Consider the following 23,048-nt stretch of genomic DNA (forward strand, 5'->3'; position numbering starts at 1 on the left):
GCGTTGACGACCCGGTTGGGCTTTGGGCCGAGGGCGAGATGTCTGCTGTGAGGGCGGTCCCAGCCTACAGCGAACTCCCACCCAAATTCCAGCCGCGCCCGCCTTCGCCAAAGATCTCGTACCCCGTCGCCGTCACTACAACCGTATCCTCGAGCTTGATGAACCCGCGCTTCGGATGCTTCATCGTGGTCTCGATCGACACCACCATGCCTGTTTCGAGCGGCAGCCGGGCGTCGGTGTCGTCGTAGGGGATCGGGCCCTTGGCGGTCAGGCGAGGGGCCTCGTGGCTGACGAGGCCCATGCCGTGGGCCAAAAACTCCGTGCAGTCACGCTGGCTGATCTTCGCGAGCTGCCGCTCGGCCGCGACGTAGATGTCGCCGCCCATGGCGCCGGGCCGGACCGCGGCGAAGGCGGCGCGCTGGACGGCTTCAATCTCGGCCAGACAGTCCTTCAGCTCGGCGTCGGGGTCGCCGAGCACGGCCATGCGCGCGAGGTCGCCGATATAACCGTGATAATTGCCGCCGGAATCGAGCGACAGCACGTCACCTTGCTCCCAGCGCTGCGCTGACGGCGCCCGGTTGTGACTGCTGCCACAGGCGAGCAGGCAGTATTCGAAGGTCAGCCCACGATTGGCCTCGGCGATCCGCAAGGCGTCCGACAATTGCTGCTTGGTCGTGCCCGGCCCGTGCCCGGCGATCACCGCCAGCATCGAGGCGATCACCAGTTCGGACGCCGTCTTGAGTTTTGCGAGCTCATCCGCCGACTTCACCGCTCGCAGCCGCTCCAGCACCAGCAGCGCGTCCTTGAGCTCGGCGCCGGGCAGGGCGTCACTGAGCGCCCGGCCCGCATCCATCGGCAGGAACGCCATCTCGACCCCGACCCGCTTCAGGGGCACGCCGGCGTCGCGGATCAGGCTGACGGCCCGCGTGATCGCATCGACCGAGCCGTTGGACTCGGTCCGGACCTGCGCAATCCATGGCGGCGCGACGGCGCGCTGATGGGTCTCCAGGCGGTGCCCGACATAGACCGCGTGCTCCGGTGCGCCCTTGGGATAGATCAGCACCGGCAGATAGCGGCTGACGCCCAGCGCATCCATGTAGTCGAAGAAGATCGCGCGCTCGGCACCGAGCATGTACTGCACATTGTGCTTGGAGGTCGCGACCAGGACGTCGAGACCGGCCGCCTCCATCAGACGGTCGAGCTTGGCCGCATCGAATGGAATGGCACGCGAGCGATCTGCGCGGGCGACGTTCTCCTGCATGACGAACCTCCAATGCTGCCGTGGGCATCAACCGCTGCGTCGGTTTGCCCGGGGCTTATTTGGCACCAAGTGTGAGCCGAAAGAGGGGTTCTGGGTAGCCACGGAGTTATCTGGCCTGATCTGCACGGCCATATCCATGATTCGCATAAGGTATATTATGGAATATCTTTATATACAATCAGATCAAATATTTAGCCAGAATTCCTCTCATGGGACCTTCGTTCCTCGCCCTTTTCCAGGCCGGCCGTCGCACGTCGTCCCGACTTTCGACGGCTACTGTGCACGGGGTTGTTTTTCGGTTTTTGAATCCGGCCGATGCCTCCGAAAGCCGATATTGCCGTGAGGATGTCCGGCTGCAATAAGCGAAGCTTCGCGAGATCGCAGATGACCTTCTGACCGTCCGTCCGTATAGGTTTGCATCTCAGAACAACAACAAACTTTCCGAGGAAGCAGACCCATGAGCTTTTCCCGCCGCACGCTTCTCAAGGCCTCAGCCGCGACCGCGGTCCTGGGCGGCCTCAGTGCGCCCCATGTGGCCCGCGCCCAGAGCGCCGAGTTCACGTACAAATACGCCAACAACCTGCCGGACACCCATCCGCTGAATGTGCGCGCCAAGGAGATGGCGGCGGCGATCAAGGCCGAGACAGGCGGCAAGTTCGACCTCCAGATCTTCCCGAACAACCAGCTCGGGTCCGACACCGACATGCTGAGCCAGATTCGCTCCGGCGGCGTCGAGTTCTTCACGCTGTCCGGACTGATCCTGTCGACCCTGGTACCGGCGGCCTCCATCAACGGCATCGGCTTCGCGTTCCCGGACTACGGCACGGTCTGGAAGGCCATGGACGGCGATCTCGGCGCCTTTGTCCGCGGCGAGATCAAGAAGGCCGGGCTCGAGGTCATGGACAAGATCTGGGACAACGGCTTCCGCCAGACCACGTCGTCGAGCAAGCCGATCACCGGTCCGGACGACCTCAAGGGTTTCAAGATCCGCGTGCCGGTGTCGCCGTTGTGGACCTCGATGTTCAAGGCGTTCGATGCGGCACCCGCCTCGATCAATTTCGCCGAGGTCTATTCCGCGCTGCAGACCAGGATCGTCGAGGGCCAGGAAAACCCGCTGGCGATCATCTCGACCGCCAAGCTCTACGAAGTCCAGAAATACTGCTCGCTCACCAACCACATGTGGGACGGCTTCTGGTTCCTGGCCAACCGCAAGGCATGGAGCAGCCTGCCCGAGGATGTGCGCACCATCGTCGCCAAGAACATCAATGCCGCAGCGCTTAAGGAACGTGAGGACACCGCCAAGCTCAATGCCAATCTCCAGCAGGAGCTCGCGGGCAAGGGCCTGACCTTCAATCAGCCCGCGGTCGCGCCATTCCGCGACAAGCTGCGGTCCGCCGGCTTCTATGCCGAATGGAAAGGCAAATATGGCGACCAGGCCTGGGACCTGCTGGAAAAGGCCGTCGGCAAGCTGTCGTAACGCGTTGGAGCCGTCATGGCTCATATCGAGGTCGAAGTGAGCGGAGTGGCGGGTGAGGCGACTGTTCAGTCCCCTCGCCGACCTTCGTTGCTGGCCTCGACGGAGCGCGCACTCGGCCTCCTCGTCGAAATCCCGGCGGCCATCTTGGTGGTCGTTGAGATCGCGATCCTGTTTGCCGGCGTGGTCGCGCGCTACGGCCTGCACCGGCCGCTGATCTGGTCGGACGAACTCGCCTCGATCCTGTTCCTGTGGCTCGCCATGCTGGGCGCGGCGGTCGCGTTCCGCCGCTCCGAGCACATGCGCATGACCGCGGTCGTCGGCAGCGCCAAGCCGGCCACGCGGGCCTGGCTCGATCTGGTCGCGACCTGCGCGGCGCTGGCGTTCCTGGCGCTGATCGTCTGGCCGTCCTGGGACTACGCCTACGAGGAAAGCTTCATCACCACGCCGGCGCTGCAGATCTCCAATATGTGGCGCGCCGCGGCGCTGCCGGCCGGAATCTGCCTGATGGCGGTGTTTGCGCTGTTGCGGCTGCTGCGCGCAGCCGATTACCGCATGGTGCTGGCGGCCGCGGTCGCCGTTGCCGTCGTCGTCGGCTTGTTCTGGCTGGCGCAGCCTTATCTGCGGCCGCTCGGCAACCTCAACCTCGTCATCTTCTTCGTCGGCGTCGCCGGCTTCTGCGTCTTTGCCGGCGTTCCCATCGCGTTCGGCTTCGGGCTCGCGATCTTCGGCTATCTGGCACTGACCACGCGCACGCCGGTCATGGTGCTGGTCGGGCGGATGGACGAGGGCATGAGCCACCTCATTTTGCTCTCGGTGCCGCTATTCGTATTTTTGGGGCTCCTGATCGAAATGACCGGCATGGCACGAGCCATGGTGGCGTTCCTGGCGAGCCTGCTCGGCCATGTCCGCGGCGGGCTGCATTACGTCCTGGTCGGCGCGATGTATTTGGTCTCCGGCATCTCCGGCGCCAAGGCGGCCGACATGGCGGCGGTCGCGCCCGTGCTGTTCCCGGAGATGAAGCAGCGCGGCGCCAAGCCCGGTGACCTCGTCGCGCTTCTTGCGGCCACCGGCGCGCAGACCGAAACCATTCCGCCGAGTCTCGTGCTGATCACGATCGGATCGGTCACGGGCGTCTCGATCGCCGCGCTGTTCACCGGCGGCCTGCTGCCCGGGGTGGTGCTGGCGATCACGCTGTGCATGCTGGTGTGGTGGCGCTACCGCCACGAGGACATGAGCCATGTCCGCCGCGCCACAGGCGGCGAGATCGGCAAGACCTTCGTCATCGCCCTGCCCGCACTCGCGCTTCCCTTCGTGATCCGCTACGCCGTGGTCGAAGGCATCGCGACCGCCACCGAAGTCTCCACCATCGGCATCGTCTATGGCGCCCTGGTCGGCCTCCTCGTCTACCGCCGCTTCGACTGGCGGCGGTTGTTTCCGATGCTGGTCGAAACCGCCGCGCTGTCGGGCGCGATCCTGCTGATCATCGGCACGGCCACCGGCATGGCCTGGGGCCTGACGCAGTCAGGCTTCTCGCGCTCGCTGGCGTCGGCCATGACCGGACTGCCGGGCGGCGCGGCGACCTTCATCGCCGTCTCGATCCTGGCCTTCACCATCCTCGGCAGTGTGCTGGAGGGCATCCCGGCGATCGTGCTGTTCGGGCCGCTGTTGTTTCCGATTGCGCGTGCGGTCGGCGTGCACGAGGTGCACTATGCCATGGTGATCATTCTCGCCATGGGTATCGGGCTATTCGCCCCGCCCTTCGGGGTCGGCTATTATGCCGCCTGCGCCATCGGACGCGTCGATCCGGCCGAAGGCATCAGGCCGATCTGGGGTTATCTGCTGGCGCTGCTGGTAGGATTGATCGTCGTCGCCGTGTTTCCGTGGATCTCCATCGGATTCCTGTAAGCCGGCGCGTGAGGGAGGTGTCGATGAGCGAGCGGCAGAACCAGTACAATATCGGCCTCGACAAGACGCCCGCCAATTACGTGCCGCTGAGCCCGTTGAGCTTCCTCGCACGCAGCGCCGCGGTCTATCCCGATCATGTCAGCACAGTCTACGAGGGGCGCAGCTTCACCTGGCGCGACACCCATGAGCGCTGCAAGCGCTTCGCCTCGTATCTTGCCGGCAAGGGCATCGGCGTCGGCGACACCGTCGCGGCGATGCTGCCGAACATTCCGGCGATGAACGAGGTGCATTTCGCCGTACCCATGACGGGTGCCGTGCTCAACGCGCTGAACATCCGGCTTGATGCGCCTTCGATCGCATTTCAGCTCGACCATGGCGGCGCAAGGATCATTCTGGTCGACCCGGAGTTTTCCGGCGTGATCACCGATGCGCTCGCGCAGATGAGTGGTCCAAAACCGTTCGTGATCGACGTCGACGACGCCGCATTCAAGGGCGGCAGGCGCATCGGCGAGATCGAGTACGAGGCCGCGCTCGCGCAAGGCGATCCCGATTTCACCACCATCCCGCCGAAGGACGAATGGGACGCGATCGCGCTGAGCTACACCTCGGGCACGACGGGAAATCCCAAGGGCGTCGTCACCCATCATCGCGGCGCCTATCTGAATGCCGTCAGCAACATCCTCGCGGGCCAGCTCGGCCAGCATCCGGTCTATCTCTGGACGCTACCGATGTTCCACTGCAACGGCTGGTGCTTCCCCTGGACCATCGCGGCGGCCGCCGGCATCAATGTCTGCCTGCGCAAGGTCGAGCCGACCAAGATCTTCGAACTGATCAAGCAGCACGGCGTCACCCACATGTGCGGTGCGCCGATCGTCTACAACACGCTGATCAACGCACCCGATGCGCCGAAGGGTGGTGCCGCGCGCCGGGTCGTCGGGCTGATCGCCGGTGCCGCGCCGCCGGTCGCGGTGCTCGAGGGCGCCGAGAGCATCGGCATCAAGCTGACGCACGTCTACGGCCTGACCGAGGTCTACGGCCCCGCCTCCGTCTGCGCCGAGCAGCCAGGCTGGGATGATCTGCCCGCAGCCGAGCGCGCCAGCTTGAAGCGGCGGCAGGGCGTGCCCTACCCGCTCGAGGAAGGCGTCACCGTCATCGATCCCCAGACCATGAGGCAGGTGCCGCGCGACGGCGAGACCATCGGCGAGGTCATGTTCCGCGGCAACATCGTGATGAAGGGCTATCTCAAGAACGACAAGGCGACGAAGGAAGCCTTCGAGGGCGGCTGGTTTCACACCGGCGATCTCGGCGTGCTCGACGCGAATGGTTACGTCATCATCAAGGATCGCTCCAAGGACATCATCATCTCTGGCGGCGAGAACATTTCCTCTGTCGAGGTCGAGGACATCCTTTACAAGCACCCCGCCGTGCTGTTCGCCGCCGTGGTCGCAAAGCCCGATCCGAAATGGGGCGAAGTGCCCTGCGCCTTCGTCGAGCTGAAGGACGGCGCGAGCGCGAGCGAAGCCGACATCATCGCCTTCTGCCGCTCGCATATGAGCGGCTTCAAGACGCCGAAGGCCGTCGTGTTCGGGCCGATCCCGAAAACGTCGACGGGAAAGATCCAGAAATTCCTGCTGCGCAACGAAGCGGGATCGGCGAAGGCGATCTCGGCCTGAGCCAATTCCATGGGTCTGCCAGCGCATTGAGAGGCGCCTGCCGTCCTAATTGCTTGATAAAGCTGGACGGGCAAGGCAACGTCCAGCCGGAATCGCCGACATCAATCCGGCGACCCATCCCGCTCAGCCTTCGCTTATGAAGGCAAAGCTCCCTATCGAGGCTCTATGGCAGCCATGCCCGCCGACAAGTTGAAGCTCTTTCGCATCCGCCGCGCGCCAAAAGGCGGCCGCAAGGCAGCACCGGGCCCGGACATCGAAGGAAAAATCCTCGATGCGGCAGAGTTCGTCTTTGGGCATTTCGGCTTTCGCGGAGCGACCACGGCACTGATCGCTAAAAAAGCATCGATCGCGAAACCCCACATTTACTATTATTTCGAAGACAAGGAGGATCTGTATCGCGCGGTACTGGAACGTGCGATGAACATGTGGGCCCGAGACATGGACAGTCTCGACATGACGTCCAACGCCGAGACCATCCTCGTGCGCTACATCAGCAGGAAGATCGATTTCTCGCGAGATCATCCGCATCTGTCGCGCATCTATGCCAACGAAATCATCAGCGGCGCTCAATTCATCGGCAGCTTCATCGAAAAAGTCTCGACCCCGTTGCTGCTCGACAAGGTCAAGACGCTCGAGCAATGGACCGCCAGCGGGGCGATTCGGCCGATCAGCGCTGTCGATCTTTTCTTCTGCATCTGGGCGATGACCCAGGCCTATGCCGATTATTCCAGCCAGATGGTCATCATGAAGGGCAAGAGACAGCTCGAAGAGGCCGACTACACCGCGGCCAAGGCGACGATCGTCCAGCTCGTTCTCGGCGGACTTGGTCTTTCGGGCTCTGCCGAAGCTGGCGCCTAGCCCCTTGTTCGGCCGCTCGTTTTTCGCCAGCGGCCCTGTTTCCCCCCTCTCCGCCATTACGCTAACGCGCGGGACATCCTAACCAGAACCGCACTGGATTTCCGGTTGCAGCGAGGCGTTTTGCGCCGGTAGCCGGCGCCAGATCGAAAATTCGTGTTTGTAAAAATATTTTATCGATCGTAAAATCATTTTATCGATCGTTATAAAATGGCATGTCGCTTGCTTCGGCCCGATCTACCGCAAAGTGCGAGCACCACCGCAGGGACGGCGGCTTCCAACGCGCCGTTGCCCCTGCGCCAGCAAATCCGAGGTAGAGGACATGTCATCCAACAGCGGCGACGTTCCCACGCTGATCATCACCGGCGCCCATCCAAAGCTTTACAATCACGACCTTGCTCCAACCGCGCCTGAGGGCCGAACCTGGGGTGTCTTCAGCCTGTTTGCGATGTGGATGTCGGACGTCCATTCCGTCGGCGGCTACACGTTCGCGGCGAGCCTGTTCTTTCTCGGCCTGACCGGCTGGCAGGTGCTGATCTCAATGCTGGTTGGTATCACGGCGGTCTACTTCCTGATGAACCTGATCGGACGGCCCTCGCTACGCTACGGCATTCCGTTCCCGGTCGTGGCCCGCATCTCGTTCGGGGTGATGGGCGCCAATCTCGCAGCCATGGTGCGGGGCGTCGTCGGCATTGTCTGGTACGGCGTGCAGACCTACTTCGCCTCGAAGGCGGTGCAAGTCCTGATCGTCACTCTGATGCCGTCGGCCGCCGATCTCACGCACAACAGCATCGCCGGCCTGTCGACGCTCGCATGGTTCAGCTTCCTTTTCATGTGGCTGTTCCAGCTTCTCATCTTCCTTAGCGGGATGGAGCGCATCCGCCGCTTCATCGATTTCTGCGGACCCGTGGTCTACGTCGTCATGTTCGCGCTGGCGATCTGGATGTTATGGCAGGCCGGTTTCTCAAGCCTGTCTCTTCAACTCAGCCCGCCGGCCGCCACAACCGCGGCGACGATTGGCGTGATGGCGAATGCCGCGATGCTGATCGTGGCCTACTTCTCGGCGCTCCTGCTCAATTTCGGCGACTTCGCCCGGTTCGGCAAGGATGAGCAAGCCATGAAAACGGGCAATCTGCTCGGGCTTCCCGTCAACTTCCTGGTCTTCTCGATCATCACAGTGATCGTGACGGCCGGTACGCTGAAGGTGTTCGGGGAGGCGATCATGGATCCAGTGCTGATCGTGGAGAAGATCGGCAACCCGTTCGTCGTCGTTATCGGATCGATCACGTTCATCGTCGCGACGATGGGCATCAACATCGTCGCGAACTTCGTTTCGCCGGCTTACGACATCTCCAACCTGAATCCTCAGCGCATCAATTTCAGGCTGGGAGGCCTCATCACGTCGATCCTGTCGGTCCTCGTCTGTCCCTGGCTGTTCGTGGCCAGCCCATCGGCCATCACGCTGTTCGTCAGCATCTTCGGCTCCGCGCTCGGGCCCATGTTCGGCATCATGATCGCCGACTACTATCTCGTGAAGAAGCAGATCGTCGTGCTGGAGGACCTCTATACGATGTCACCTGCCGGTGAATTCCATTACGACGGCGGCTGGAACTACAAGGCACTGATTGCACTTGCGGTATCCGGCACTCTGTCGATCGGGCTCTCGCTGGCAGGCGCCTATGGACTGATCTTCAACGTCGGCGACTGGGGTTGGCTGATCGGGGCCACTGCCGGCGGATTGATCTACCGAGCCCTCTCGAAGGAGCAAAGGCCGGTTTCCGTCATTGTCGGGGCGGGCGAATGACGTTCGAAGTTGCGGGTCCACCGCCATGTGGGCGGCGCCCCCGCAATACTCTTGGCATGCGCGTTCGGTCGAACGCGCATGCTATCCAGATACGACGTCGCGATGATCGGTGGCGATATTGCTACCTGCTGCGAGCCCCTTCCCCGGTCTGGACTGGATGCAGGTCTGCAACCGCTTCCTCCAGGATGGTAGCAACCTCCAACAGCGAGATCACCAGGCGCGGCGTCCGCCTCAGCCTGTCGTCGATCGCGGCGGCGAACAGGTCGTTCCGCTTCCGGCTACCGAGCAACCGCCATCGTCCAAAGGCGATCTTGTGGACGTTCCCGGAAACAAATCCGACCGAGGCCCATAATTGCTCGGATTCCAGCAGGAGCTCGCCGGCCATCCGATCCATCACGGTGACGATCGCGAGCAGATCATCGGTCACGGTCGCCAGACCCACCGCGCGGCTGCCCGGATCATCGGCATGTGAACTCCACTCGCTTGCGGTCTTCGATAATGGCCTGGCCTGCAATCCGGTGAGCTTGTCCACAAGCGCGGCGAACCGCGAACGGGCCGCGCGGACGATATCTTCCAGGAAAGACAGATTGGTCTGCGCCGACCCCGACATGGCGTGCGGTTTAATCGTCTTAAAGTACATCAATGCTCCCGGAGGCAACCAACGTGAATTTGAACCGTCGCCTAGATCTAAGGTCATCCGACCCGAGGTGCTTGAACGTCCTGAGCCACGATTGATCGAAACCGGCCTGAAAGGAAATCAGGCAAGGGCATCAAAACCGAACGCAGAGTGGGTTGGTCGTGTTCGGCCGCGCATTGGAGACACATCATGACCGATGATGGCCTCTACGGCGACCGGCTTGCGATGCTATTTCCAATGATCAGCGAGCCGAGCTCTAGCCTCGTCAAGTCGCTACAAAAGGGAACGTTCGCCGCGGTGCGGATGGCATATTCCGGACCGGTCGGCGATCCGACGCTGCCGTCGCCTCCGGACGAGGCCTTCGCACTTTGCCTTCGGCTGCAGTATCAAAGAGCCGAGTCGTGGCTGGATGGTCGATCCGCACCCAAGGGCGCCTTGAAGGACGAGACGAGCATCTACGATCTGCGATGTGAAACGGTCGTTCACTTCCGCGATCCCTTTGACTTTCTCTACCTGTATCTGCCGCACGGCACGCTCAATGAATTGGCGAACCAGCTTGATCTTGGTCGCGTCGAATATGACGTTGGCGCGGGCGCGAATTTCCTGGATCCAGTCATGGCTCATCTGGGTGCTTGCCTTCTGCCGGCGCTCGAAAGACCGCATGAGGCCAACGAGCTTTTCGTGGGCCACGTCGCGATGGCGCTCAACACGCATTTTCTCAAGACCTATGCCGTCGGCCGGCCTCGCAATCGCTCTCACCGCAGCGGATTGGCGCCATGGCAACTTCGGACGGCAAAAGCACTCCTTCGCGCAAATCTCGATGGCGAGATCGCGTTGGCCCGAATTGCCGCTGAGTGTGGCGTGTCAGCCGCCCACTTCGCCCGAGCTTTCAGAGTCAGCACAGGAACACCGCCGCATCGATGGTTGATCAATCAGCGGATCGAGCAAAGCAAGAGCCTGCTGGCAAGCTCGCCGCTGTCGCTCACGGAAATCGCCGTCAAATGCGGCTTCGCGGATCAAAGCCATTTTACCAGAGTGTTCTCGGCAGCAACGGGTGCCACGCCAGGACGCTGGCGACTGGTCCGCAAAGCTTAATCCCGGCAGGAACGCAGCAGCCGTGTCGCCGGCGCGAGGCTTTCGGCTCGGCTCGCCGTGCGTTCCCACCGGCAAGGCCGTGCTGCGTTAGGCCTGGTGATCTTGCCTGGTGGTCAATGCCGCTGATACGGGAGAAACCTTCCGCTCGCGTCGCGAAAGCGAACGGAAGATATTCCTGCCCTCACATCTTCTTGTAGGCGTCAACCAGCGCCTGACCGTCGGCTCCCGCCTTCTTGAGCCAGTCGGCGGTGAGCTGTTCGCCGATCTTCTGGAAGCCGGCCTTCAGGGCCGGGCTCGGTGGCTCGACCGTCATGCCCTTGGCCTTGAGCTGATCGATGTACCAAGTGCTCTTGTCCTGCCAGGCCTTCCAGCCGCGGGTTTCCGCGGTCGCGGCGGCCTTGAGGATGGCCTCCTGGGTCGGCTTGTCGAGCGCCTCGAACGCGGCCTTGTTGACGAAGGTGTAGTCCTTCGGGATCCAGGCTTGCACGTCATAGAAGTACTTCAGCGACTCCCATGCCTTCGCATCGTAGCCCGTGCCGCCTGACGACATGAAGGAGTTCACGACGCCGGTCGCAAGCGCCTGCGGCAGCTCGGCGGCCTGGATGGTGACGGACTGCGCGCCGACCAGCTCGCCGATGCGCGCGGTCCCAACGTTGTAAGCCCGCCATTTCAGGCCCTTCATGTCTTCGATGGTCCCAAGCGGCTTGTTGACATAGACGCCCTGCGGTGCCCACGGCACGACGAACAACAGCTTGAGCCCCTGCGCATCGAGCTTCTTCGTAATCAGCGGCTTCGACGCCTGATACAGCTTCATGGCGTCCGGAAAGCTGGTCGCCAGAAACGGCACGACATCGACCCCGTACACCGGATCCTCGTTCTCGTGGATCGACAGCAAGACTTCGCCCATCTGCGCCTGCCCGGTCATCACCGCGCGCTTGATGTCGGGCGCCTTGAACAGCGAGGCGCCGGGATGGACCGTGATCTGGAGCTTGCCGGAGGTGGCGGCTTCGACGTCCTTGGCGAACGCCACGAGGTTCTCGGAGTGCGGATTGTCGGCCGGATACGCTGCCGGCAGATTCCATTTGGTTTGAGCCAAAGCGGGTGTCGCAGCCAGCACGGCGCCAGCGATCAGGGATGCGCGGAATAAACGAGACATCATCGGGCTTCTCCTCACAGTCAATTTCAAAACGATACGCTCAGTCTGGGAAAGCGAGCTTGGGCAAGAACATCACGATCTGCGGATATTCCGTGATGATGAACACGGCCGCGAGCAGCAGGACGAAGAACGGGAACGCCGCGCGCGCGACGGTCAAGGTATCACGCCCGCTCATGTTCTGGAGCACGAACAGATTGAAACCGACCGGCGGCGTGATCTGCGCCATCTCCACGTGGATGATGAGATAGACGCCGAACCAGACCAGGTCGAGACCGGCCTGCTTGACCATCGGCAGCACGATCACGGCGGTCAGGACGATCATCGAGATGCCGTCGATCAGGCATCCCAGGATGATGTACATGATGCTCAGATACAGCGCGAGCATGCCCGGGGTGAGCTGCTGGCCCTGGACCCAGGTGGCGAGCGCCGCCGGAATGCCCGTATAAGCCATCGCTGCGGTCGTGTAGGCAGCGCCTGCAAGGATCAGCATGATCATGCAGGTCAGGCGCGTCGCACTCATGATGCTCTCGAGGAAGTTCTTACGCGTGAGCGTGCGGCTCCACCACGCCAGCAGCAGCGCGCCCGAAACACCCCAGGCGGCACACTCGGTCGCGGTCGCAAACCCCAACACGAGCGACAGGAAGACGGCCAGGATCAGAAGCAGGCATGGGGCGAGCTTGGCGGATTCTTGCAGCTTCCGGCGAAACGACATCGGCGGGTCGCGCGGCGGAACCTTTTTTGGATTGAGCAGCGACCAGATGATGATGTAGCCGGAATAAAGCACCATCACGAGCACGCCCGGCAGGAAGCCGCCGAGGAATACCTGAAGCACGGAGACGTTCGCCGTGACCGCATAGACCACCATCGGGATCGACGGCGGGATCAGCAGGCCGAGCGTGCCGGAGCCCGCGAGCGATCCGAGGCTGAGGCCCTTGTCGTAGCCACGCTTGTCGAGCTCGGGCAGTGCGATCTTGCCGATGGTCGCACAGGTCGCCGCCGACGAACCCGACACCGCCGCGAAGATGCCGCAGCCGATCACGTTGACATGAGTGAGGCGCCCCGGCAGCCACTGCACCCAGGGCGACAGGCCCCGGAACATCTCCTCGGATAATTTGGTGCGGAAGAGGATTTCGCCCATCCAGATGAACAGCGGTAGCGCAGCCAGCGTCCATGACGAGCTTGCGCTCCACGTGGTCGTCGCAAGCACCGAGCCGAGCGGCAGGCTCGTGGTCAGCGCCATCGCCACGAAGCCGACGAGCCCGAGCGAAACGGCAATCCAGATGCCGCTTCCCAGCAGCACGATCATGACGCCGAGCAGAATAAACGACAGTTCGATCATGCCGAGATTGGCCATCGTCAACCTCCGCCGCCCTGTGAGATCCGCTCGATGAATTCGTCCGGGGTCTCGTCCGGCGAGCCCTTCTCGTAGCTCGGCCGGTTGCCGCTGATGACACTGATCATTTCATCGATGAGCGCGATCGACAGGATCACGAGTCCGCCGGAAAACCCGAGCTGCGGAATCCAGAGCGGAAGCGCGACGACGCCCTGTGCCACGTCGTTGAAGCGCCAGGAATCGTAGGTCATCTGCACGGCATGCCGGGTGAAATAGAGGATGAAAGCGGCGGCAATGCCGAGGGCCACGACCTCCGCAACCTGCTTGGAGCGCCCATGCAGACGCTCCAGCAGCAGGCCGACACGGATCATCTCGCCGCGCTTGAAGGTGTGAGCGAGGCCGAGGAATGCCATCGCGGCCATGCACCAGGAGGCGAAATCATCGCCGGCGGGAATGTTGACCGCAAACTGGCGCCCGATCGACATGATCATCATGATTGCAAAGATCGCAACCATGAAGGCGCCGGCGGCGTAGCCCGCACCGAGATAAAGGAGATCCAGCGCGCGTCGCACCGGTCCCCGGCTCGTGACATCGTCCCCTGCCAACGCGATCCCCATCCTCACACGAGGCGATTCAGACAGTCCCGGCGATCGTACGTCGCACGCCGGTCCTGCATGAATATCGCCTCTGCCCAGCGCCCTGTCTTTCAGACGTTAGATCAACATGATGGGGCTAGCGCAAGCAAGGAGTATGCCGGCTCTCGCCGGAATTTCCACCGCAGGTTCAGCGCGTCTCCAGCCGCAGCCCGTCATACGCGGGCACCACGCCCGCCGGCAGCGACTGCCGGATCACCTCATAATCGACGTCGGCCGTCATGTTGGTGATGACGGCGCGCTTCGGCTTGAAGCGCTCGATCCAGGACAACGCGTCGTTGATGCTGAAATGGCTGACATGGCTGGTGTAGCGGAGGCCATCGACGATCCAGAGATCCAGATTTTCCAGAGCGCCCCAGCTCTCGCGCGGGATGTCGTTGAGGTCGGGTGTGTAGGCGGCATCGCCGATGCGATAGCCCATCGCGGGAATATTGCCGTGCTGAACCAGAAAGGCGGTCATCGTCACCGCGCCGCCCTTCCCCTGGATGGTCTGGCTTTCACCGGCTTCGATCGACTGCGCCGTCAGGATCGGCGGATAGTCGCTGCCAGCCGGCGAGACAAAGCAATAAGAGAACCGCGACATGATGTCGTTCGCGGTCGTCTGATTGAGATAGGTCGGAATCCGCCGGCGCATGTGCATCACGACCGAACGCAGATCGTCCATGCCGTGGGTCTGATCGGCGTGCTCGTGGGTCAGGAACACTGCATCGATGTGGTCGACATTGGTCGAGAGCAATTGCTCGCGCAGGTCCGGCGAAGTGTCGATCACGATACGCGTGGTGCCCTCGCCCGATGTCTGCTCGACCAGCAGCGAACAGCGGCGACGGCGGTTCTTGGGATTGTTGGGATCGCAGGCACCCCAGCCGAGTGCCGGGCGCGGCACGCCGGCGGAGGAGCCGCAGCCCAGGATCGTCAGCGTCAGCGTCATGCGGCTCCCAGTTCTAAGCTTTCACCCTGGAGAACAGGCGAAAGAAGTTTTCGCTTGTCTGGCGCGAGATCTCGTCAAACGACACGCCGCGTGTTTCGGCGAGCACTTTTGCGACCTCGACCACATAGGCCGGTTCGTTGCGCTTGCCCCGGAACTTGCCCGGCGCAAGGTAGGGCGAGTCTGTTTCAACCAAAATACGGTCGGACGGCAGTTCGGCCGCAAGCGCGCGCAGGGCCTCGGACTTCTTGAAGGTCAGGATGCCCGTGAAGCCGATATAGAGCCCGAGCGACACCGCCTTCAGCGCCAGCTCGCGCCCGCCGGTGTAACAATGCAACACCGCGCGAAACGATCCCTTTGCCGTCTCCTCTTCAAGGATGCGGCCGCAATCCTCGTCCGCCTCGCGGGTGTGGATCACCAGCGGCAGGCCGGTGGCGCGGGCGGCGGCGATGTGGGCACGAAAGCCCCTCGCCTGCGCCTCCGGCGAGCCGTTGTCGTAGAAATAGTCGAGCCCGGCTTCGCCGAGCGCAACGACCTTGGGGTGCTGCGTCAGCGCAATCAGCTCGTCCGGCGCGATGCCGTCTTCCTCATCGGCGTTGTGCGGATGGGTGCCTACGGAGCAATAGACGTCCTCGTAGCGCTCGGCGATGGCCAAGAGCTGGTTCAGCTTTCTCACCCGCGTCGAAATCGTGACCATGCGGCCAATGCCGGCCGCTCGCGCGCGCGACACGATCCCGTCGAGATCCTCCGCGAAGTCCGGAAAATCCAAATGGCAGTGGCTGTCGACCAGCATGGTGCGAACGCCTTACGCCGCCGGCTCGATGTAGCGCGGAAATGCCGGCGTTGGCGCGGGCAGCGTCGTACCGGGCGCGATGCGCGTCGCGCCGCCGAGCGCGGCGAAGTTGCGCTCCCCTTCGGGGATACCGAGGCTGTCCAGCAGCAATCCCGACGCGGTCGGCATCGCCGGCTGGGCCAGGATTGCGATCTGGCGCACGACTTCGGCGGTGACGTAGAGCACCGTCTTCTGCCTGACAGGATCGGTCTTGGCGAGCGCCCACGGCGCTTCGCCCGCGAAATAGCGGTTGGCTTCGGCGACCACGGCCCACACGGCATTGAGCCAGTGATGGATTTGCTGTGTCGCCATCGCTTCGCGGGACGCCGCAAGCATGCCGTCAGCTTGTGACAGGATCGCCTTGTCGTTGTCGCTGAATTCGCCGGGCTCCGGGAGCACGCCACCGAGCTGCTTTGCGATCATCGACAGCGAGCGCTGCGCGAGGTTGCCGAGATCGTTGGCGAGATCGGCATTGATGCGCGCGACGATGGCCTCGTGATTGTAGTTGCCGTCCTGGCCGAACGGCACCTCGCGCAAGAAGAAATAGCGCATCTGGTCGACGCCGTACTGGTCGGCGAGGTTGAAGGGATCGACCACGTTGCCGACCGACTTCGACATCTTCTCGCCCCTGCTGAACAGGAAGCCATGGGCATAGACCCGCTTCGGAAGCGGGATCCCGGCCGACAGCAGGAAAGCCGGCCAGTACACCGCATGGAAGCGGATGATGTCCTTGCCGATGATGTGCACGTCGGCAGGCCAATAACGCCAGTTCTTGTCGCTCTCGTCGGGGAAGCCGACGCCGGTGATGTAATTAGTGAGCGCGTCGACCCAGACATACATCACGTGCTCTTCGTCACCGGGCACCTTGACGCCCCAATCGAACGTCGTGCGCGAGATCGAGAGATCGCGCAGGCCGCCTCGTACAAAGCTCACCACCTCGTTCTTGCGCGAGTCGGGACCGATGAAATTGGGTTGCGTCTCGTAGAGCTTGAGCAGCCTGTCCTGATAGGCCGACAGACGGAAGAAGTAGCTCTTCTCCTCGACCCATTCGACCGGCGTGCCCTGAGGCCCGAGCCGCACCCCGTCGTCGTTCAGGCGCGTCTCGTCCTCGGCATAATAGGCTTCGTCGCGCACGGAGTACCAGCCGGCATAAATGTCGGCATAGATGTCCCCGTTCGCTTCCATGCGCCGCCAAATCTCCTGGCTGGAGCGATGATGCTGCTCCTCGGTGGTGCGGATGAAACGGTCGAACGACACGTTCAGGCGCTCGTCCATTTGCTTGAAACGGCCGGCATTGCGGGCCGCGAGCTCCGAGACGGACATTTTTTCGCTGGCCGCGGTCTGAACCATCTTCTGGCCGTGCTCGTCGGTGCCGGTCAGGAAGAACACGTCATTGCCGTCGAGCCGGGCGAACCGCGCCAACGTATCGGTCGCGATTGCCTCATAGGCGTGGCCGATGTGAGGACTGCCATTGGGATAGGCGATCGCGGTCGTGATGTAGAAGACGTTGTCGCGCGCGGGCACGGCCACGGGCGTGGTGGCCTGCGGCGCGGCGATGGGCTTCGGTGCACGCGGGGCCTTGGGCTTCGATACATTGGGCTTCACCGCCTTCGGCGGCGCGGCGACAGGAGCTGGTGCGGCGGTCACGGCGGGCGTAGCCACCCTTGCCGTCTTGGCTATCTTCTTCGCCGAAGCCTTGGCTGGCTTTTTGGTCGCTGTCTTCACCGTCTTCTTGGCAACGACCTGCTTCTTCGCTGCCTTCTTTGCCGTCTTCGCGGCGCTCTTCTTCCCGGTTTTTTTGGCAGCCGTCCTTTTGGTCGTCGCGGCTTTCTTGACCTTCTTGGCAGCCTTGCGCGCGCGCGCCTTCACGGCCTTCCTCGCGGCTTTCTTGACGGCTTTTGTGGCAGCCTTCTTCTTGCTGCTCTTGCCCTTGGCGGTTTTCTTAGCTCGCGCTGCCACGACGAATTCCTTTACCGGCTTCTCGAAATTTGGAAACGAACCTGCGTTAGTTTATTGTCTTGAGCATGATGCCATCGGAAAACCGCTGCACAGTTTTCCGGATCATGCTCTAGCGCGTTGCGTCCGCCAGCCAGCCGAACACCGAGAAAACCAAGGGCTTTCGCTCCAGATTGTAGGTTTCGGTGTCGCGCGCGGCGCGGACGATCTTTTCCCATACCTCAGCTAGGCGCGCAAGGCGCGGCAGGTTCTGGTTGGCATTGACCTCGTCGGCGTGTAGGCGTTCCGCGATCCAGCGATCGATGCCGTCGATGAAGGCGGCAAGCGCAACGCGATCGCTGGTGCCGAGCGATTCGCCGAGCGTGTGCAATTCGCGCGGGTCGACCTGCGGCAGTCGCGCCAGCAGCGCGGCCGTGCGTTGCTGGAGCTTCAGGGCGTCACCGCCGAGCAGCGTCAGCGCCCGCGCGACGCTGCCCTCGGAGGCCTCCGCCGCCTCGCGCAACGCCGGATCGTTCCGGTCGAGATCGGCAGCGGCTGCGGCTGCAGCAATCACGTCGTCGGTTGCGAGCGCGCGCAGGCGCAGCTTGCGGCAGCGCGACTGAATTGTGGCGAGCACGCGCGCCGGCGCGTGGCTCACCAGCAGGAACAGCGATTGCTGCGGCGGCTCCTCGAGAATTTTCAGCAGCGCGTTGGCGGCATTCGGATTGAGCTCGTCGACGGTGTCGACGATGCAGACGCGCCAGCCTTCGGCCGCCGCGGTCGAGCCGAAGAAACCGATCGTCTCGCGCGTCTCGTCCACGGTGATCACGGTGCGCATCACGCCGCGGTCGTTGGCGGTGCGCTCCAGCGTCAGCAGGCCACCATGCGAACTCGCCGCAACCTGCCGCGCCACGGCGTGATCAGGATTGATGGCGAGGTCTTCGGCGCGCTGCACCGAAGGCGCCAGCGGCTGGCCGTGAGCGAGCACGAAGCGCGCCATCCGATACGCCAGCGTCGCCTTGCCGATGCCTTGCGGCCCGCCGATCAGCCAGGCATGCGGGATGCGCCCGCTGCGATAGGCGGCGAGCAGCGCGGTCTCGGCCTCCCGATGGCCGAACAGAATGCTCGTCTCGCGCGGATGAGACATGGCGGTTTCGCGCTCGGTCTGACGCGGGCTCATATGGACACCACCGATGCCGGCGTCGGAAGCAGGCGATCACGCAGCGCGGTCCAGATGCGTCCGGCAACCGTATCAGGGTCGGAATTGGCGTCGATCAGCACGCAGCGCGCGGGATCGTCCGCCGCGATCTTGCGATAGGCCTCGCGCAGGCCCTGATGGAAACCGAGCTTCTCGGCCTCGAACCTGTCTGGCGTGCCGCTGCCGCGGCGAGCGGCCGCGCGCTGCAAGCCGATCTCGACCGGCAGGTCGAGGATGATGGTGAGGTCCGGCTTGAGATCGCCGATCGTGACCCGCTCCATCGCGTTGATCAGCGCCGCCGGTACCCGGCCGAGGCTGCCCTGATAGGCTCGCGTCGAATCGGCGAAGCGGTCGCACAACACCCAGGTGCCCTGGTTGAGCGCGGGTTGGATCACGGTGTGGACATGGTCGTCGCGCGCGGCCGCGAACAGCAGCGTCTCGGCCTCAGGTCCGAGCAGCTTGCCCATGCCTGACAGCACCAGATGCCGCATGATCTCGGCGCCCGGCGAGCCGCCCGGTTCGCGCGTGACGAGGATGCGCATCCTGGCTGCCTTGAGACGGTCGGCGAGCTTCTTGATCTGGGTCGACTTGCCCGTGCCCTCGCCGCCTTCAAAGGTGACGAAGCGCCCGCGTCCGGACGGCCACTTTACCGCGCTTTCACTCATGATCAGAGCTTCTCGGCGCCCGCACGGAACATGCCGATCACGAGCTCGCTGGCGCCGTCGATCGCGCGGCGCACGGTCGAGCCGGTGCCGATCGCGTCAGCGGCATAGACCGGCGTCTCCACCGCGATGTTGCCGCTGCGCCAGACCCTGACCAGCCCGACCTTCTGGCCGGCCTCGACCGGCGCGCGCACGGGGCCGCTATAGACGACGCGCGCGATCAGCTTGTCGCTGCCGTTCTTGTGCACCATCACTTTCACGGGCGTCTTGGCGACCAGTTTCACCGAACGGCTCTCGCCGCCGAACACCTTGGCGTAGCCGACGGGTTGATCGGCTGCGATCAGGGTGCGGGTCTCGAAATTGCGAAAACCCCATTCCAGCATCTTCTTGGCTTCGGTCGCGCGATCGTCGGGGTCTTCCAGCCCGTTGACGACGACGATCAGCCGCGTGCCGTTCTGCACGGCCGAGCCGACCATGCCGTAGCCACCTTCCTTGGTGTAGCCTGTCTTCAGACCGTCGGCGCCTTCCATGGAATTGAGCAGCGGATTGCGGTTGGGCTGGCGGATCTTGTTCCAGGTGTATTCCTTCTCGCCGAACAGTTTATAGAATTCGGGGAAATCGAGAATGATGTGCCGGGCGAGAATGCCGAGCTCGCGCACCGTCATCTTGTTGGCGGGGTCGGGCAAGCCGTTGGAATTGCCGAAGGTCGACTTCGTCAGGCCAAGCTCGCGGGCGCGCTTCGTCATGAAGTCGGCGGCGAAAATCCGCTCGTTGCCCGCCATGGCTTCGGCGAGCGCAATGCAGGCGTCGTTGCCGCTCTGGATGATCGCCCCGTGCAGGAGATCGTCGACCGTGACCTTGCTGTTGATCGCGGCGAACATGGTCGAGCCGCCAGAGGGTGCGCCGCCCCGGCGCCAGGCGTTCTCGCTGATCCGGTATTCGTCGGTCAGCTTGATGTCGCCCTTCTTGATCGCGTTGAAGACGACCTCGGCGGTCATCAGCTTCATCATGCTGGAGGGCGCGCGCAGTTCGTCGGCGTTCTTCTCGAACAGCACGCTGCCGCTGGAGGCCTCGATCAGGATCGCGGTCGGGGCGTCGCCGTCGAAGCCGGCATCATCTGTTTTCTTGGCGCCCTGGACGCTCTGGTTGGCGGCGTAGAGCGCCCCGCCCCAGCCAATGGCCGCCACCACAGCCGTCGCGATCAGCCCACGCGCCAGCGCTCCGGCGGTGAACCGGGTGCGCCCCAACGAGGAAAGATGAAATTCCATGGCCAAGCCCTGAGAGCGGCGTTCTAACAGTTGGAGCCGGTGCGAACAACACGCGGTGGCCGCTTGTCCTGAGATTGCACGATTCTCGTCCCGCCCCTATCGTGGCACCTCAGATTTTCTGACCAAACCCCTGAAACAAGGCGGAAAAGCGATGTCTTCCACCCGCGTGATCAAGGCCAATGGCATCGACCTGTTCATCCGCGAAGCCGGCCAGGGTCCGCTGGTGGTGCTGTGCCACGGCTGGCCGGAACTCTCCTACTCCTGGCGCCACCAGATCCCGGCGCTGGCGCAGGCCGGGTTTCGCGTCGTCGGTCCCGACATGCGCGGCTATGGCCAGAGCTCAGCGCCGCCCGAGGCGACGGCCTATTCGATCTTCGACACGGTCGGCGACATCGTCGGCCTCGTGCAGGCGCTCGGCGAGACCAAGGCCATGGTGGTCGGCCACGATTGGGGTGCACCGGTGGCCTGGCATGCGGCGCTGTTCCGGCCCGACATCTTCACGGCGGTCGCTGGCCTGAGCGTGCCGCCGCCGTTCCGCGGCCGCGGCAAGCCGCTCGACCTTCTGCGCCAGGGCGGCATCAGCAATTTCTATTGGCAGTATTTCCAGGCGCCCGGCGTGGCCGAAGCCGAGTTCGAGCATGATGTCGCGCGCACCATGCGCATCGTGCTCGGCGGGCGGGGCCTTGCCGATCCCTCCGCGGCGATGTTCGTGCAGGAAGGCAAGGGCTTCCTCGGCCACGGCAACCCGGAGGAGCCTCTGCCGGCCTGGCTCAGCGAGACTGACCTTGCTTATTTCACCGAAGCCTTCCGCAAATCCGGCTTCCGCGGCGGCCTCAACTGGTATCGCAACCTCGACCGCAATTGGGAGCTGACGGCGCCCTGGCAGGACGCGCAGATCCACCAGCCCTCGCTCTTCATTGCCGGCTCGAAAGACGCCGTCATCACCGGCCTGATCGGAGCCAAGCGCGTCAACGAGCTCGAGCGCGTGCTGCCCAATTTGAAGCGAAAGCTGATCATCGACGGCGCCGGCCATTGGGTCCAGCAGGAGCGGCCCGAGGAGGTGAATGCGGCGCTGGTGAAGTTCTTGAAGGAAAGCGCGGCCTAGTAGAGGCCTCGGCCGCTCAGGATGCCGCGGGCTTCGGCAGCGCCATCCGAGGCGTAGGCGCCGGGCGGCGCGCTCTCGGTCGCATAGCGGCCGTCCCCGTCATAGGACACGGCGCGGGCGTTCTGGACCGCCCGGCCCCGGTTACGGCTCGAGGCCGACATTTCCGAGGTCGCACTGAGTGAAGCCATCTCGGCGGAGGTGTTGCCGAGATTGTAGGGCCGTCCCTCCGGCGTCGGAACTTCGCCGCGCATGGCGCCACGGTTCGACGACGGCAGCTCCGGCACGAACGGTCGCGCCGAGGCGACCCGGACCATCGAGGGCGAAGGCGCCGGGGTCCCGGTGCGCAAGGTCGCCATCAGCTGGCGGTCGTCGGAGCCTTCCAGCGGCGCCCGGCCGACATATTCGACCCGGACCTTGGCGATGCCATTGCCTTTGAATTCAAGCAGTTCGGCGGCCTTGTTCGAGACGTCGATGAGCCGGTTGCCGTGATAGGGCCCGCGGTCATTGACGCGGACGATCAGCGACTTGCCGTTCGAGACGTTGGTCACCCGCGCATAGGACGGCATCGGCAGGGTCGGATGCGCCGCGGTCAGCGAGCCCATGTCGAACACTTCGCCATTGGCGGTCAGGCGGCCGTGGAAATCGTCGCCGTACCAGGACGCCATGCCTTCGGCGCGGTAGTTGACGTCCTCTTCGGGCACATAGGTCCGGCCGCCCACCACGTAGGGCTTGCCGACGCGGTAGGCGCCGCCGCCCTTCGGGACCGGATCGCCCAAAGCCACGACCCGGGGGCTCGAGGACACGCCGTATTTCGGATCGACCCGGCTGGCGAATTTGTTGGAGGACGCGCAATTGGCAAGCGCAAGGCAGGTCGCGGCCGCCGCAGCAGCGCGCGCGGCCCGCAAAACCGAATCTGAACGTCGGATCCCCATTCGCCCCAAATACCATTCCGCCGGAGCCGTACCTAACCCGCTTTGGCTACGGGGCAGCGCTGTCCGGTCCTTTGCTCCGAGGCGGCCCACCACCGCGTCGGAAGTCGTAACGATAACGCAACCCGAACACGGCGGAAATGGGGAGCCCACAGCGTTCACGCCGGGATGGTAAACGGGGCGTATGCGTTCGCCCCGTTGAACTACGGGGCGCGGGCGCCCTGCTCCGTGCCATGGCCGGACATTCTGTTGCGCCAAATCCTCACTCCACCCCCATTGTCGCGCGGCTCACTGGAATTCTTTTGACTGTGCAAGGCCGCCCGCGTTTTCTCGCGTGCAGGGCGG

At 63.6% G+C, this 23,048-nt stretch carries 19 protein-coding genes; 7 read left to right on the forward strand and 12 right to left on the reverse strand.

Annotated elements, in window-relative coordinates; genetic code table 11:
• Positions 1–64: 64 nt before the first annotated feature.
• Positions 65–1,261 (reverse strand): M24 family metallopeptidase, encoded by a 1,197-nt coding sequence (locus AC0L3J_RS33920; protein ID WP_473349962.1) that lies wholly within the window; start codon positions 1,259–1,261, stop codon positions 65–67.
• A 457-nt stretch (positions 1,262–1,718) separates the two neighbouring features.
• On the opposite strand from AC0L3J_RS33920, the gene AC0L3J_RS33925 reads away from it, so the two are divergent.
• The 5 genes from AC0L3J_RS33925 (at position 1,719) to AC0L3J_RS33945 (ending at position 8,975) form a co-directional block, all read left to right on the forward strand.
• A complete protein-coding gene (locus AC0L3J_RS33925; RefSeq protein ID WP_027517958.1) occupies positions 1,719–2,738 on the forward strand; it encodes a TRAP transporter substrate-binding protein in 1,020 nt (339 codons plus the stop codon).
• Positions 2,739–2,753: 15 nt separating this feature from the next.
• Complete coding sequence (locus AC0L3J_RS33930) at positions 2,754–4,643, forward strand: TRAP transporter large permease (RefSeq protein ID WP_473349963.1); 1,890 nt, start codon at positions 2,754–2,756, stop codon at positions 4,641–4,643.
• A gap of 23 nt (positions 4,644–4,666) precedes the next feature.
• Positions 4,667–6,316 carry an acyl-CoA synthetase gene (locus AC0L3J_RS33935; RefSeq protein WP_473349964.1) on the forward strand — a complete coding sequence of 550 codons (1,650 nt, stop codon included), beginning with the start codon at positions 4,667–4,669 and terminating at the stop codon, positions 6,314–6,316.
• A 165-nt stretch (positions 6,317–6,481) separates the two neighbouring features.
• The gene (locus AC0L3J_RS33940; protein ID WP_473349965.1) at positions 6,482–7,174 is read left to right on the forward strand and encodes a TetR family transcriptional regulator C-terminal domain-containing protein; all 693 of its coding nucleotides are present in this window, start codon (positions 6,482–6,484) and stop codon (positions 7,172–7,174) included.
• A gap of 319 nt (positions 7,175–7,493) precedes the next feature.
• Entirely contained in the window at positions 7,494–8,975 is a 1,482-nt protein-coding gene (locus tag AC0L3J_RS33945; RefSeq protein WP_473349966.1) for an NCS1 family nucleobase:cation symporter-1, read from the forward strand.
• Positions 8,976–9,096: 121 nt separating this feature from the next.
• Here AC0L3J_RS33945 and AC0L3J_RS33950 read toward each other — a convergent pair whose 3' ends face one another.
• Positions 9,097–9,672, reverse strand: a complete 576-nt coding sequence (locus tag AC0L3J_RS33950; RefSeq protein WP_473349967.1) for a hypothetical protein — start codon at positions 9,670–9,672, stop codon at positions 9,097–9,099.
• Positions 9,673–9,801: 129 nt separating this feature from the next.
• Here AC0L3J_RS33950 and AC0L3J_RS33955 point away from each other — a divergent pair, with 129 nt between their 5' ends.
• Entirely contained in the window at positions 9,802–10,707 is a 906-nt protein-coding gene (locus tag AC0L3J_RS33955; protein WP_473349968.1) for a helix-turn-helix domain-containing protein, read from the forward strand.
• Between the two features lie 181 nt (positions 10,708–10,888).
• On the opposite strand, the gene AC0L3J_RS33960 is transcribed toward AC0L3J_RS33955, so the two are convergent.
• From AC0L3J_RS33960 to AC0L3J_RS34000, 9 genes are all read right to left on the reverse strand, one after another.
• Positions 10,889–11,866: a TRAP transporter substrate-binding protein gene (locus AC0L3J_RS33960; RefSeq protein ID WP_473349969.1), complete on the reverse strand. Its 978-nt coding sequence runs from the start codon at positions 11,864–11,866 to the stop codon at positions 10,889–10,891.
• Positions 11,867–11,903: 37 nt separating this feature from the next.
• Positions 11,904–13,217, reverse strand: coding sequence for a TRAP transporter large permease (locus AC0L3J_RS33965; RefSeq protein ID WP_456764355.1), 1,314 nt, complete (start codon positions 13,215–13,217; stop codon positions 11,904–11,906).
• 2 nt (positions 13,218–13,219) lie between these two features.
• Complete coding sequence (locus tag AC0L3J_RS33970) at positions 13,220–13,813, reverse strand: TRAP transporter small permease (RefSeq protein WP_473349970.1); 594 nt, start codon at positions 13,811–13,813, stop codon at positions 13,220–13,222.
• A gap of 166 nt (positions 13,814–13,979) precedes the next feature.
• A complete protein-coding gene (locus AC0L3J_RS33975; RefSeq protein WP_473349971.1) occupies positions 13,980–14,777 on the reverse strand; it encodes an MBL fold metallo-hydrolase in 798 nt (265 codons plus the stop codon).
• Positions 14,778–14,790: 13 nt separating this feature from the next.
• A complete protein-coding gene (locus AC0L3J_RS33980; protein WP_473349972.1) occupies positions 14,791–15,567 on the reverse strand; it encodes a TatD family hydrolase in 777 nt (258 codons plus the stop codon).
• A gap of 12 nt (positions 15,568–15,579) precedes the next feature.
• Positions 15,580–17,565: a methionine--tRNA ligase gene (gene metG, locus AC0L3J_RS33985; protein ID WP_473349973.1), complete on the reverse strand. Its 1,986-nt coding sequence runs from the start codon at positions 17,563–17,565 to the stop codon at positions 15,580–15,582.
• A 109-nt stretch (positions 17,566–17,674) separates the two neighbouring features.
• A complete protein-coding gene (locus AC0L3J_RS33990) occupies positions 17,675–18,721 on the reverse strand; it encodes a DNA polymerase III subunit delta' (RefSeq protein ID WP_473349974.1) in 1,047 nt (348 codons plus the stop codon).
• Complete coding sequence (gene tmk / locus AC0L3J_RS33995) at positions 18,718–19,404, reverse strand: dTMP kinase (protein ID WP_456764351.1); 687 nt, start codon at positions 19,402–19,404, stop codon at positions 18,718–18,720. Before tmk ends, AC0L3J_RS33990 begins: the two co-directional genes overlap by 4 nt.
• A gap of 2 nt (positions 19,405–19,406) precedes the next feature.
• Complete coding sequence (locus AC0L3J_RS34000) at positions 19,407–20,669, reverse strand: D-alanyl-D-alanine carboxypeptidase family protein (protein WP_473294609.1); 1,263 nt, start codon at positions 20,667–20,669, stop codon at positions 19,407–19,409.
• Positions 20,670–20,820: 151 nt separating this feature from the next.
• On the opposite strand from AC0L3J_RS34000, the gene AC0L3J_RS34005 reads away from it, so the two are divergent.
• The gene (locus tag AC0L3J_RS34005; RefSeq protein ID WP_473349975.1) at positions 20,821–21,774 is read left to right on the forward strand and encodes an alpha/beta fold hydrolase; all 954 of its coding nucleotides are present in this window, start codon (positions 20,821–20,823) and stop codon (positions 21,772–21,774) included.
• On the opposite strand, the gene AC0L3J_RS34010 is transcribed toward AC0L3J_RS34005, so the two are convergent.
• Complete coding sequence (locus tag AC0L3J_RS34010; protein ID WP_473349976.1) at positions 21,771–22,706, reverse strand: septal ring lytic transglycosylase RlpA family protein; 936 nt, start codon at positions 22,704–22,706, stop codon at positions 21,771–21,773. The two genes, AC0L3J_RS34005 and AC0L3J_RS34010, sit on opposite strands and share 4 nt — an antisense overlap.
• Positions 22,707–23,048: the final 342 nt, after the last annotated feature.

This window comes from Bradyrhizobium sp. Kon37, from assembly GCF_055807535.1.

Bases quoted from the DNA above. Each gene is read 5' to 3' on its own strand.
- AC0L3J_RS33920 (WP_473349962.1), bottom strand. From the start codon at position 1,261: ATGCAGGAGAACGTCGCCCGCGCAGATCGCTCGCGTGCCATTCCATTC.
- AC0L3J_RS33925 (WP_027517958.1), top strand. From the start codon at position 1,719: ATGAGCTTTTCCCGCCGCACGCTTCTCAAGGCCTCAGCCGCGACCGCG.
- AC0L3J_RS33930 (WP_473349963.1), top strand. From the start codon at position 2,754: ATGGCTCATATCGAGGTCGAAGTGAGCGGAGTGGCGGGTGAGGCGACT.
- AC0L3J_RS33935 (WP_473349964.1), top strand. From the start codon at position 4,667: ATGAGCGAGCGGCAGAACCAGTACAATATCGGCCTCGACAAGACGCCC.
- AC0L3J_RS33940 (WP_473349965.1), top strand. From the start codon at position 6,482: ATGGCAGCCATGCCCGCCGACAAGTTGAAGCTCTTTCGCATCCGCCGC.
- AC0L3J_RS33945 (WP_473349966.1), top strand. From the start codon at position 7,494: ATGTCATCCAACAGCGGCGACGTTCCCACGCTGATCATCACCGGCGCC.
- AC0L3J_RS33950 (WP_473349967.1), bottom strand. From the start codon at position 9,672: ATGACCTTAGATCTAGGCGACGGTTCAAATTCACGTTGGTTGCCTCCG.
- AC0L3J_RS33955 (WP_473349968.1), top strand. From the start codon at position 9,802: ATGACCGATGATGGCCTCTACGGCGACCGGCTTGCGATGCTATTTCCA.
- AC0L3J_RS33960 (WP_473349969.1), bottom strand. From the start codon at position 11,866: ATGATGTCTCGTTTATTCCGCGCATCCCTGATCGCTGGCGCCGTGCTG.
- AC0L3J_RS33965 (WP_456764355.1), bottom strand. From the start codon at position 13,217: ATGGCCAATCTCGGCATGATCGAACTGTCGTTTATTCTGCTCGGCGTC.
- AC0L3J_RS33970 (WP_473349970.1), bottom strand. From the start codon at position 13,813: ATGGGGATCGCGTTGGCAGGGGACGATGTCACGAGCCGGGGACCGGTG.
- AC0L3J_RS33975 (WP_473349971.1), bottom strand. From the start codon at position 14,777: ATGACGCTGACGCTGACGATCCTGGGCTGCGGCTCCTCCGCCGGCGTG.
- AC0L3J_RS33980 (WP_473349972.1), bottom strand. From the start codon at position 15,567: ATGCTGGTCGACAGCCACTGCCATTTGGATTTTCCGGACTTCGCGGAG.
- AC0L3J_RS33990 (WP_473349974.1), bottom strand. From the start codon at position 18,721: ATGAGCCCGCGTCAGACCGAGCGCGAAACCGCCATGTCTCATCCGCGC.
- tmk (WP_456764351.1), bottom strand. From the start codon at position 19,404: ATGAGTGAAAGCGCGGTAAAGTGGCCGTCCGGACGCGGGCGCTTCGTC.
- AC0L3J_RS34000 (WP_473294609.1), bottom strand. From the start codon at position 20,669: ATGGAATTTCATCTTTCCTCGTTGGGGCGCACCCGGTTCACCGCCGGA.
- AC0L3J_RS34005 (WP_473349975.1), top strand. From the start codon at position 20,821: ATGTCTTCCACCCGCGTGATCAAGGCCAATGGCATCGACCTGTTCATC.
- AC0L3J_RS34010 (WP_473349976.1), bottom strand. From the start codon at position 22,706: ATGGGGATCCGACGTTCAGATTCGGTTTTGCGGGCCGCGCGCGCTGCT.